Source organism: Burkholderia aenigmatica (assembly GCF_048627025.1).
Classification (GTDB): domain Bacteria; phylum Pseudomonadota; class Gammaproteobacteria; order Burkholderiales; family Burkholderiaceae; genus Burkholderia; species Burkholderia aenigmatica.
In genome coordinates this window covers 789,369-801,424 of record NZ_CP184468.1, presented here as the reverse complement: position 1 = coordinate 801,424, position 12,056 = coordinate 789,369, and the positions used below count along the sequence as shown (strand labels likewise).

Below are 12,056 nucleotides of genomic sequence, written 5' to 3'. Positions count from 1 at the left end.
ATTCCCGGACGTATCCGGATAACCAACCAAACTGTCTGATCGGTGTTTGACGCACAGTATCAATATCAGGAGCAATATTCCAATACCGACTCTGTTGGATCACAAGTCCTTGGACTTCGACACGCTACCGTCGCGTACACAAGCTGCATGCATCGCCGGGAAATCTGCACATGCGACTTCCCGGCTTCCATCGTAAGATATACCCTTACGAGGCCACACCTATCCCTAGACAGGCAGAAACTCAAGAAAAACAAAAACCAACATCTTCAGCTACCAGCCATTTCCTCAACTGCAATCCAGGCGGGGAACTCAGGGGTCTTGTTTCCCCGATATACTCCGTTAACAAGCTCAAATCCGGCATTGGGAAAATAATTTTCACAAGTCGAATTCCGCCCCGTGGACTGAAAGCGGCCGAAGGATTCTGAATACATCGTCAGCATCCTCGTCATCAAAATATTCAACAAGGCAGTCTCTATACCCAAACCGAAAACTCTGCACGACATCACAACCTGCTCAATATGATTATGCCGAACAATTGCAACTGCGATTAACCCATGCTGAGCATGTTTATCCGAGGCATTTATAGAAACGAGCTCTCCACCGTCAGTAAACAATTCTTCACATTCCTGTTCGCTCCATCGCTTCCCAGTAGTGTTAAATTGGTTTGTTTTATTGATCAATTCGAAAGATCGAGCAAATCGAGCATCAGCCCGCGAATTCACAATCGATACTTTTACATTTATCCCAAGTGAATTCAGGTACGTCAATCGATCCGTTCCCTTTGACTCATGCTCACGGTCAATTTTCGCGCGAATCAATTCGGTACGCTTGGCAGACTCCTCAGTTACAACCGATACTTGCGTTTCAGGCGAGTAGTGTAGAATCATTTTCCACAAACGCTGCTCACCCGTTAAAACCCTAATATCCGGAAGTGCCTGCTTCACCTCAGCGATTTCAAGCGGATTGTCATCAATAAAAAGCACATTCTGCGGCAAAAGATTTACTTCGCTCAAAATTTCACGAATGCCTTCCGACTTTGGATTCCAACTCACCTTTATAGAGCAGAAATCATCCAGCACGAGCCTTTCGCCATATACCTTGGCGAAATTTTCACGAATGAACTTCTCATCGTTTTTGCTTGAAATTGCCAGCAAAATTCCTCTTCGCTTACATTCAAGCAAAGCTTCTGCGTATCCAAGCGGCCAACCGTCCACCAGCTCACTCGGAATAATTTCCTCCTCTTCCGCAAGAACACCCTTCCACAAGGTATTATCGAGATCTGTAACAATTAACTTAATAGGTTGATTTGGATTTAAAACACGAAGCGCCTGTTCAATTCTACTGCCGAGTGCCGCGGAAAATTCCCCACTGAAATTCGCGCCATGCACAAAGTACGATTCATAGCCATCATAGCTAGACATATCCCCGTAATATTGGCGGATATCATTAACTTCCAAATAAAATCCACCCGAAATATTATCTAGAATTTCGGCCAAGACATCGTTCATCGATCGCACGAGATAATATAGCGACGTTCTTCTATTATTCCAAAACAATCCTCTGAGCGTTGCCGGCGGTTCTATGAACGACATAAAAAACACAGGCATACCTGCAGGGAGTTCCGCCATAAACTTAGCAACCAATTTATGAAGAAACTCCCTCGCCGAATCAATCAATGAGCGCTGCTCATCCTCCGACATTCTGGCATGCATCAAATCATCATAAGGTCGAGGAATGATGTAATGCCAAACGTGACGCAACGTGAGATGCACAACAGCTGCGTTGTAGCCACGCCCCGAAATATCCGGCGTCACGTCATTTAAAGATGAGCCGACAAGATAATGATCAGCCGCATTACCCGTAAACATCCGTACATCGTTGACCATTGCCTCGGCCACGCAAGTACCTAAAATCGCAAACTTCCCTCCGCTCCGTCCTCCGACCGTCAGTTGGTTCGGGAAGAACCATTTCTGATCGTCGCGCCTGGCTTTTTCGGCATCGGACTCATCTCCTCCAGGCAAAATCGAAAAATCCGACTGGCTTGCGGCCCGGCCGTGCACATTATCAAAAGAATCGACACCGTTAATCATCAGAGACTTGATTGCAACACCAAGCATCCGAGGATCATCATTGGCACCCAGGTCAGCTGGACGCGTAGGATAGTGAATCAAGAGCTCTAGCTTCAGCTCAAATTCATTTTCATATCGCTTTCTTTCGAGGTAGAAGTGTTTCGTACTCCATTCCGCATGTTTTTGAAATGTCCACGACGCAATTCGAGATCCATTTGCCAAGACGTCGACGATTTGAACCCCGACTGCCGGCGGAACAAACGCGGACAGAGTAATATCAAATTTTAAAATCGGAGCATCCAGAGGCAGCGCCCTGATAGGCACCGTCATTCTGACCTGCGGCCCATCAGTCCAACGCCCAAATGACTCGGTAAAAGAAACACCACTAACACCAATCGGCAGGTTTTGGTCAGAAAAATCGATTATCATTAACGCATATCCTTTTTTTAAACTCGGTAATTCCCAGCAACCCTTATGTTGAAGCAATCGACCTTCAACACAGCTCACTTGAATTACAAAAAACAATAATCCAACTATAAATTACATGTAGCACCTCAACAATCCCACCCAATCGGCCTCACCTTTGCTCCTCCACTGAGACTGACAAGCCGTGAACCTTTCTCGTCACGGCATGGTAGCCCACCGGGCCGCGTAGTGAATTCTGGATGTATCGTCAGATGCACGATCAATCTTCGACAGCTATCAATTTACATGCATCATAGTAATTCAGTTTTGATCCAAACGAATGCCCTTCGCGTAGTTTTCCGAGCAGAACAGGTTATTCTCGCACTTGGCTCGCGAGACGGCCTGCTCCGCCCCCCTCCCGCGACATCCATCATCGATCGGAGAGACCAAGCTACCACGTCGCCAAGAAATCTTCCCCCGCTCTCCGGCAGCTCCCCCCTCCCGTACTTGGGCAATGTAGCAACCAAGATGATCTATACTCGCGCAGCGGGGCGCCTGAAGTAGTGCGGGGCGAAAGATCCATTGCCCCAACACCACAAGATGTGCCCTTGCTGATACCCGACGCCGAAGATGGAAGCAACCGAACGACGACCTGTACCGTCCGCGTTCCGCTCGAAGGCCCTGTCTGGCGAGGACTGAATTGACAGCCGGTTGCAAGGCATAGGCACTGGACGCAACGCCGTGATTCCGCGACACTTATCGTCGATTCTGAAGAAGTTCGAAGCTTGCGATCGCGACATACCGAATGACGAACCCGAGCGACGTAACCGCAAGGGTGCCAGCATTGCCGATTGCAAAAAGAATGGCGTTCGAACCGGAGAATCTCAGATGGGGAAGATCGATTTTTTCTCCCTTTCAAATTTCGAACTTCTCGTCGAACGGTCGTTTGTTGAAATTTTGGCTGAATGCATTTTGACCATCGAGCGAAAAATTGCTCCCTCGGAAGCAATTGATCATCTTGCAAGAACGTCTCATGAAGGAAAATCAGCACGTGGCCGACAATGCAATTTTTTCAATCTGCACGCCAAATTATATTGGCCAGGCCGCCGCCTTCTTCAGCAGCTTTATTAGCGCGTCTGCCGAAAATTCGCAAAACGTCGATAAGTATCTTTTTGTCGTCGGCGCATCATTCGACCCTCCAATTACCGAATCTCTCAATGCTAGGGTCATCCGTGTTGAAACGGTCGTAGAAGCGACAAAGCTGCAAAAAATCGCAGCTCGGTACACTCCCGCCGAGCTTTGCTGGGCACTCAAGCCTTTGATATTTAAGTATCTACTGCAAGTGCATAGCTCGGCGCTTTATTTTGATACCGATATATGGTTCACGGGAAAAGTCAGCGGAATTTTCGGCGAACTTGGTTCAGCCGACATACTACTCACCCCGCATTATCTCGAACCCTTCGGTTGCAAAACATCATTTGGCGTCAAAGCCCTAAGCCTTCTCCGCGGCGGCGTCTTCAACGCTGGTTTCCTCGGAGTTCAGGGAAACTCACGAGGAATCTCATTTCTGGATTGGTGGGCTGACCACGTAGCAGTGCATGGAAGAAACGACCCTGACAACGGCATGTGCGGTGATCAGCGATGGTTAGACCTCGTGCCGGCACTGTATTCGGGTTGCAAGATTTCGCGGCACCCTGGAATGAATATAGGCTACTGGAACTTACACGAGCGTCACATTCACCAGGAGGACGGCGAACTCAAGGCCAATGGAGAAGAATTGATATTCATGCATTTCAGTGGATTCGATTTCAAACGCCCAGAGACATTTTCCAGGCATCTCCCATCGTTCGAAGCAACCGATCCTCTATTATCTATAATTCGCTCGTACCAAGTTGCACAAGAAAAATTCGAAACACTCAATAGCAGCATCTATATTTATCGCAAATGGTGGCATGGAAAAGTTGGACTCTATCGAAAAATCAAAGATGCGTACAGTAATCCACGCGAATGCACCTGCCTCTAAACCAAAAATTGCCGTAATTTTGGTTACGTATAATAGATGCGACTATCTAAAAAAAGCCATCGATTCTCTTTCAAAGCAAACCGTTCTGCCGGATGCTTTTTATATCATCAACAATGCGAGTACCGACGATACTTCACGGTATCTCAATGAAGCCAAGTTTGATTCGAATCCAAATTTCAAAATACTGAACCTGCCCGTTAATGAGGGGGGCGCTGGTGGATTTCATCGAGGGATTCGGCAAGCAATTGAAGACGGTTACGATTGGCTATGGCTTCTGGACGACGATTGCGTGGCGCGGCCAACAGCACTCGCCGAACTAATTACAGTCTCATGCGCCCCGCTTGATAATATAGGATTCGTCTGTAGCCATGTAATCTGGAAAGACGGCACTCCGCACGAAATGAACCTCCCAGGGGTTCGACTTCACGCCTCGGGGGAGCCATTTAACAAGCATCTCGAGCACAGCTGCCTACTGATACGATCCTGCTCGTTCGTTTCAGTACTCATCTCAAAAGATGCGGCACTGAATTTCGGTCTCCCGATCAAGGAAATGTTTATCTGGGGTGACGACCTCGAATACACCGAACGAATTACGACCGGGGGAATGCTAGGCATCTATGCGTTCAAGAGCATAGTCGAGCACCATACAGAGAAAAACGAGAATGATGACTTTTTCGACGCAGACCGAAAAACATTTCTAAAACACCGCTACGGGATTAGAAACAATTTATTTCGAACAAGAATGAAAAATGGACTTCCCGCATTTTTTCTGAGTCTCGTAGAGCGATTATTTATCGACAATATTAAAATTGTGCTGCGTCGGAAAGATTCACGACTCGCCGCCGTTCTTATCAACACTCACGCATCACTGGCAAGTATATTTTTTCGACCGACAGTGGAATATCCCAAGACGAATAAAATTACAAAATAGAGTTTCTCGATCCACCACATCAACCGACACCCCGCAAATCAGTGCCGCAACAATTTGCGGGGATGGGTTTTGCTGAGACAGTATTTTTTTGAATTACGCCAACGGATCTACGACGAAAGACGACATAGGCGCACCAGATTCAACGGTCGAGAGATACTGTTCTGCAACATCCAATGCCTCAGCAATCGTGACGTGCATGTCTAGATAACGATAAGTTCCGAGTCGGCCGACGAAGGTTATATTTTGCTCTTCACGCGCCAGTGCAACGTATCGCCCAAGCAGTTCCTTGTCATCGACGAGACGAACCGGATAATAAGGAATGTCATCCGGCCCACAGGCACGGCTGTGTTCCTTATAGATCACTGTATTTTCGTGCTCTTCCCACGGAGAAAAATGCTTATGCTCCGAAATCCGAGTCCAGGGCACATTTTCTTCGCAGTAATTTATCACAGCATTACCCTGATAGTCGCCAACATGCCTCTCGGTCACAAAATCCAGTGTCCGATAACCCAAGCGCCCATGCTCAAAGTCGTACCATGCGTCCAGCGGGCCACTATAAAACACGTGGTCGTACTTTTCAATTGCATCTTTTTCAATTTTTGTACCGAGGTGCACCTTAATTCGCGGATGATCAATCATTCGCTCGACGATATATGTGTACCCATTCTTCGGCATCCCCTGAAATTTGCTTGCGTAGTAATTATCGTCGTAATTAAAACGAATTGGCAATCGCTTCAGGATGCTTGCGGGAAGCGCAGATGGATGCAGCCCCCACTGCTTCTTGGTATAGCCCTTGAAAAATGCCTCATAAAGATCCTTGCCAACGAATCTTAACGCCTGCTCTTCAAAGGTTTCCGGCTCTGTAATATCTTTATCCCCAAGCTCGGCAATAAATTCCTTAGCCTCGTCAGGAGAAAAAGTCTTACCGAAGAAATTATTAATCGTGAACAGATTGATTGGCAACGAATAAACCTTGTCGCCGGCAATCGCCTTTACCCGATTTGTAAATGGCATGAACTCGTCGAATTGACGAATATAGTTCCACACCTTTTCGTTGCTGGTGTGAAAAATATGCGGACCATAGACGTGGAGCATCACCCCGGTTTCCGGGTCTCGCTCCGAATGGCAGTTCCCCGCAAGGTGATCACGACTTTCAAAGATATCGACGTCCATCCCGGCAAGAGCGAGTTCCCGAGCAATGACCGCGCCGGAAAACCCCGCGCCAACGATACAGATTTTTTTCATCTTTAATTCCTTTTTATGAGCCACATCCGAAATCAAAAAAATCGGCCCACCGACTTTGTCGACGGCCGACAACAGATCAGGAATACAGCCCCTTATTAATCAGATACATAGAATTTTCGATAACTCTGACGTGTGCCTTTTCGCCGATTCCTTTCTGAGCAGGAAGAAATTTGGCAACCAAGCGTAGCAAGGGCATACGCCAGATTCTGTAGCTGTGCAGACACCGATCCAGCGCATCAAATGAGATTTGATTCGTCTTGGCTTCGCTCGACAAGCGCAACCTATCAAGGACTTCAAGCTTGGCAATGCCAGTCCGTATCAAATCCGTGTAATGCCTCAATCCTTCCGAATCTACTGTCCGGCGTAGCAACATCCAGTATGCAGCTCGCACAAAATCAGCATCATGGAGTTTCATCAAATTACGCAAATCTCCATCATCATAGGCCGGCTTCACCACCGGGATAAGCTCGCGCCTCCCCGAAAGATACTCGACTTCGACAAGAAAATTCGGATCCAAATTGAGAAATTCCGTAAACTTGACGCTTAAAGCGGATGCATCCGCGCCACCGCGATACAGCGAAGCCCCTCCCTCATCGACACGCACAGTGCCAGAAGTACCGGGCCCGTTCTCAGCTGACTTTGAGTCATTTACCGCAACAGCGGTCAAAATCTCCGTCAGTGACGGACTTGTTATGACACGAATGATCGGTAAAACTGATTTCTGGTAGTAGTCATTCAAATCCGGATGCAAGTTCAATGAATCTGGATTGCATCCCTTTGAAATTGCTTCATCGATCGTCTCCTTAGCACTTGCATAGAAACTAAGCAGCGCCTCACCCTTCAGACGATTCGAATGAAAAACGAAATCGAAAAATTGATGGACGTAATAGAAATGCGAGAACTTATCGAACAAACCCATGCGCTCGAGTTCGCTCTTGATTTTCGCGTAATTTACAAAATGCGCCTTCTCTTTTCCATTTGCCGCACTGGATGATCCCGTGGCAAATACTCGATAATTATAAAAAGGCCGATCAACCAGAATCACTTCATCAGTGCTGGCATACGTAACAAACTTCCAGACAACGTCCTGAAATGCGGCACCACTGGTCTCAAGCATCTTTATATCATGCTTGTCCAGAAAACTTTTCTTGTAAATCGCCGACCAAATCGATGACTCATAGATCATCAATTCGAGAGATTCAGTAGGTTTCACCGAACTCTGACCTGGCTGAACGAGATGCCGGAAATTATGTGCGGCAGGCGCCTTGCCATCATGATGCTTCGCGAAACTACCTTTAACGATATTGGCATCAGACGTCTTTGCCGTATCGTAAAGAGTTTCGAGCATGTCAGGCTCGATCCAGTCGTCGGTTTCGACGATCGCGATGTATTCTCCGCGCGCCTTCATCAATCCGGCATTCACCGCCGCCCCATAACCCTTATTGGGTTGATGGATGGGCTTGACACGGAAATCCTCGGATGCAAATCTGTCCATGATTTCGCCACATCGATCCGGACTCCCGTCATCAACAGGAATAATCTCGATGTTCCGAAGCGTCTGGTTAGTTACACTCGCGAGACACTGTTCAAAGTATTTTTCGACCTTGAAAGTTGGCATCACGACTGAAATCGCAGGTCGCAAATCTGCGATCTGGTCGATATATTTCGCAATCGTCAACTTTTGAAGCAAATTATCAAATACAACTCGGCTTTCTTTTCGCATGCCATCGAGCATGGATCTGTTCTTGATCACCATGCCGATTTGAATCGCCACGCTTTTTATGGAGTCAGCTTGGTGATACGGCGCAGTCACTGGCACACCAGTGCTTGCGTGCTTCGTACATACAAATGGCACCCCGAACGAGAATGCCTCGATACACTTGACCTTTATCCCCGAAACAAGAGTATCCGGATTGACAAACAGATCACAATCTCGATAAAAATCGGCGAGATTCTCGACGCGACCGACGATTTCAACACCCGGAGGTAAGGTTTCTTTTTTGAGTGATGCACATATCGACCCCGCAATCTTCAGTTGGACTGGCAGCGAAAAATCGATATGCGAAATCAGCTCCAATATTGCGACGACGTTCGGAGCATGACTCGAACCAATATATCCAACGACAAGCTTTTTATCCGCCGGCCTCGAATTCAGATAGCGCTTTGGCGGCAAATAATAAACCGTATCGACCTTCTTTTCCGGCTGCACCAAGCTACCGAAGAACTTAGCCTCGTCCGGTTGCAGCGCAATGATATAATCCGCCCGATTCAGCGCCTTTGCCTCTTCCTCCGGCGTAACAGAGAAATCAAGGCGAGTCACGCCACGATCAGCAAGCTTCTTGTTTCTATGAGTAAATACGTCGTGCGTACACAAAATCTTCTTCGTGCGCTCCGTCAAACCCAAAAAGGCACGAGACAAGAAAATGTAATTACAAACGCAAATATCGAAATTGAACCACGCATCAAGTTGCTCGACGAACAGCGGCAGCTCCTCTCCGGCCCAATCATCAATGCCATTCGAAAAATCGGGAGTAACACCATCCGGCATTTTCCCGAGTTCGACAGATTGATTCTTCAGGCAATATACGTGATGCCAGTAATGATTTCCCGGGCGATAACTTGCATCGTTATATGTCAACGCATGAACGACGTACCCAAGATTATACAAAGTGCGAGATAATTCACTGAAAATGAGGCTCGCTGCATCATGGCCGAAAAACGGCAATATTATTAGTGCATGTCTCGCCTTCTTTTCCACGGCATGCGGAATCGGCGGATAAATATAACTGCCAGCCATCAAAACCCTCTCCAGTAAAATTATAATGCTTCGTAAATCTGGATTGCTTCGTCTACCGAATCGCAAATCTTCAGCACACCGTTATCCAGAACTGCGGCCCTATCACAGTGATTCCGGATCAAATCGGTTTGGTGTGCGACGATGATCATGGCGCGATCAGCTCGCTTCTCAAACAGCTCGACATTACATTTCTGATGGAAGCGATGATCCCCGACGGACATGCCCTCGTCGATCAAAAAACAATCGAACTCAATCGACATCGAAATGGCAAACGCTAGGCGCGAAGCCATACCCGACGAGTACGACTTGACTGGTTCGTTGAGATACCCGCCCAACTCAGCAAAATCTTCGACCAGGTCAAGCGTTTTTCGATAATCGACATCGTAGACACGCGAAATCAGGCGGACATTGTCCTTGCCCGTCAAACTCCCCTGGAATGTACCCCCAAAGGCCAAAGGCCATGAGACCGACATCGATTTGGTGATCTCACCCGAGTGCGGTCGATCTGAACCGCTAATGATCCGAATCAATGTGGACTTCCCTGCCCCATTGCGCCCGAGAATTCCCCATTTCTCTCCAGATTGAACGCGAAAATTGATGCCTTTTAGCACCTCTCGCTCCGCGCGACCATGATGTATGGGATAGCGCTTGCTGACATTACGCAATTCGATCACGGGCCACTCCTAGTGCAACTGCACACGCCGAATTGCGACATGTGCTATCGACAAAGCAAATAGCGTGAAAAACGACAGTACGAAGAATGTGTATCCCAAGTTATACATCGTAGGCATACGCGCCCCGTAATATCCATGATGAAAATATTCCACCGCGTCAACCAAGGGAAAATAGATCATCATCTCTCCGATATGCGGCGGAAGGAGATATGTCGGCACAAACACCCCGGTAAACGGCAGCATCAGATACAAGATCACGTGTGACACTCGTTCGATGCTTTCGCTCAATTCCGACAACGCCGCCATCGTTATAACAAAACAAAACGAGAACCACATCACCAGAAAGTATCCAACGAGCATCGCCAACAAATCTGCAGGGAGATGACAAATACCGATTATCACCAACACTGTATACAGAACAAGAAATGATGCTGTCCCACCTGCAAATTCGAGAACAATGCGCGAATAAAGAATGTCCATAGGACGAATCGGCTTGTGATGCAAGAGCGCGCGATTGAATTCGATGGCCTTTAGCAGGCGAGCCGTCGTGTTTCTCCAAAATAAAATTGTCGGATAGCTCACGGCCAAATACTCAGCCACCGAGTACCCAGTCATTTTCTCTGTATGACTGAAAATAAGCATCACCCCGACGATAAACATCGCAGGCTCAGCCATCAGCCACAATACTCCTAGACCCTCTCGTCCGAAGCGAGTAATCATTTCGCGCATTACCAGCGCCCAGATTACACGGCGCTGGATCTGCAATTGAGCCCAGAACGTAGGCGGGCGGTATTCAGCGGTCATAATGCTCTTTCACCCCACCAATCACAATGGTCAGCACACCCCACAAGACCACACCAAGCAGGAAGGTCGCGAGAATACTTCGGCCACGGCGTGGCGACATCGCGTAATCGGGCAAGTTGGGAGAGGCGATCCGTTCGAGGTAGAGTTGCTTACGTTCGGCCTCGGTTCGCGCCTGCTCGAGCGAACTGATTGCGCTCGCGAGGATTTTATCAGCAAACTCTTTCTCCAGCGTCAGTCGTTGGAACTCTGCTGCCTTACTGGCGAGTGAATGTCCGGACTCACTGGTGACATGTTGGCTCACTTGATCAATGGCCTTTTGCAACAGAACTGCGCGTTCCCGCAAATTAGGCAGACCGGGGTTGGCTGGCGATAGCCGTTCCATTTCGGCAATTTGCACACGGGTCGTGATCAACTGATCCTGGAGCTTGCCTACTTGCTGCAACGGAATCGACGATTGACGTTCCGGATCAATCACGCCAGCTGTATTCCGGTAATTTGCCAATGCGAGTGCAGCAATACGATCTTTTTCTTTCGCGGCGTCTACATCGCGTTGCGCCGAGCTAATCAAATCAAGGCGAGCTCGCTCATTCATCTGATTGACAATTTGCTCGCTCAGATCTAGCAGACGCTTATTCATATTCCAAGCCAGCTTCGCATCAAAGGCATGGGTATTGAGCGTCACAATGGAAGCATTTGCATCAACCTGAACATCGACAATTTTCTCGGTATAGTATCGATAGAATTCTTCGACGCTATCATTCCAGCTCAATCCAGCGAAGCGATTGAAAAAATCGATCGACTTGTTCTGAAATGCCGATTTGATGTGCTGCTCCTGATTCAGCAGTGCCATCGCATCACGCGACAGAATGTAATTCTGTACCGTATACGAATCTTCGGCCGACCGAGAAGCGCCTCCAACACTTTTCAGCAATCCCCCGAGCATCGGTACGCTGGAGGTCGACGGGCTACGGATCAGGAAACTACTGACCGATGTGTACTGGTCGCTTGCAACCAGTCCGAAGTAGATCAACGAAATTCCGGTAGGCACCACTACCGTAAAGAGAAACAATCGATTAATACGCTGCAAAAAATTCATAAACAGTCCGCG

Annotated in this window: 8 protein-coding genes; 2 read left to right on the top strand and 6 right to left on the bottom strand. The window is 47.9% G+C overall.

Annotated elements, in window-relative coordinates; all coding sequences use genetic code 11:
- Positions 1-266: 266 nt before the first annotated feature.
- Positions 267-2,498: an HAD-IIIC family phosphatase gene (locus ACN8ZM_RS03790; RefSeq protein WP_420210576.1), complete on the bottom strand. Its 2,232-nt coding sequence runs from the start codon at positions 2,496-2,498 to the stop codon at positions 267-269.
- 1,009 nt (positions 2,499-3,507) lie between these two features.
- On the opposite strand from ACN8ZM_RS03790, the gene ACN8ZM_RS03785 reads away from it, so the two are divergent.
- Positions 3,508-4,497 (top strand): hypothetical protein, encoded by a 990-nt coding sequence (locus ACN8ZM_RS03785; RefSeq protein ID WP_420210575.1) that lies wholly within the window; start codon positions 3,508-3,510, stop codon positions 4,495-4,497.
- Positions 4,427-5,428, top strand: coding sequence for a glycosyltransferase family 2 protein (locus tag ACN8ZM_RS03780; protein ID WP_420210574.1), 1,002 nt, complete (start codon positions 4,427-4,429; stop codon positions 5,426-5,428). Before ACN8ZM_RS03785 ends, ACN8ZM_RS03780 begins: the two co-directional genes overlap by 71 nt.
- A 93-nt stretch (positions 5,429-5,521) precedes the next feature.
- On the opposite strand, the gene glf is transcribed toward ACN8ZM_RS03780, so the two are convergent.
- The 5 genes from glf to ACN8ZM_RS03755 form a co-directional block, all read right to left on the bottom strand.
- The gene (gene glf, locus ACN8ZM_RS03775; protein ID WP_420210573.1) at positions 5,522-6,673 is read right to left on the bottom strand and encodes a UDP-galactopyranose mutase; all 1,152 of its coding nucleotides are present in this window, start codon (positions 6,671-6,673) and stop codon (positions 5,522-5,524) included.
- Between the two features lie 76 nt (positions 6,674-6,749).
- Positions 6,750-9,470 (bottom strand): glycosyltransferase, encoded by a 2,721-nt coding sequence (locus ACN8ZM_RS03770; protein WP_420210572.1) that lies wholly within the window; start codon positions 9,468-9,470, stop codon positions 6,750-6,752.
- A 20-nt stretch (positions 9,471-9,490) separates the two neighbouring features.
- On the bottom strand, positions 9,491-10,144 hold the full coding sequence (locus ACN8ZM_RS03765; protein ID WP_420210571.1) for an ABC transporter ATP-binding protein: 654 nt from the start codon (positions 10,142-10,144) through the stop codon (positions 9,491-9,493).
- A 9-nt stretch (positions 10,145-10,153) separates the two neighbouring features.
- The gene (locus ACN8ZM_RS03760) at positions 10,154-10,948 is read right to left on the bottom strand and encodes an ABC transporter permease (protein WP_124680602.1); all 795 of its coding nucleotides are present in this window, start codon (positions 10,946-10,948) and stop codon (positions 10,154-10,156) included.
- The gene (locus ACN8ZM_RS03755) at positions 10,938-12,044 is read right to left on the bottom strand and encodes a hypothetical protein (RefSeq protein WP_420210570.1); all 1,107 of its coding nucleotides are present in this window, start codon (positions 12,042-12,044) and stop codon (positions 10,938-10,940) included. Before ACN8ZM_RS03755 ends, ACN8ZM_RS03760 begins: the two co-directional genes overlap by 11 nt.
- Between the last annotated feature and the right edge of the window lie 12 nt (positions 12,045-12,056).

Excerpts from the sequence above, each read along its gene's own strand:
- ACN8ZM_RS03790 (WP_420210576.1), bottom strand. The coding sequence starts at position 2,498 with ATGATAATCGATTTTTCTGACCAAAACCTGCCGATTGGTGTTAGTGGT.
- ACN8ZM_RS03785 (WP_420210575.1), top strand. The coding sequence starts at position 3,508 with ATGAAGGAAAATCAGCACGTGGCCGACAATGCAATTTTTTCAATCTGC.
- ACN8ZM_RS03780 (WP_420210574.1), top strand. The coding sequence starts at position 4,427 with ATGGAAAAGTTGGACTCTATCGAAAAATCAAAGATGCGTACAGTAATC.
- glf (WP_420210573.1), bottom strand. The coding sequence starts at position 6,673 with ATGAAAAAAATCTGTATCGTTGGCGCGGGGTTTTCCGGCGCGGTCATT.
- ACN8ZM_RS03770 (WP_420210572.1), bottom strand. The coding sequence starts at position 9,470 with ATGGCTGGCAGTTATATTTATCCGCCGATTCCGCATGCCGTGGAAAAG.
- ACN8ZM_RS03760 (WP_124680602.1), bottom strand. The coding sequence starts at position 10,948 with ATGACCGCTGAATACCGCCCGCCTACGTTCTGGGCTCAATTGCAGATC.
- ACN8ZM_RS03755 (WP_420210570.1), bottom strand. The coding sequence starts at position 12,044 with ATGAATTTTTTGCAGCGTATTAATCGATTGTTTCTCTTTACGGTAGTG.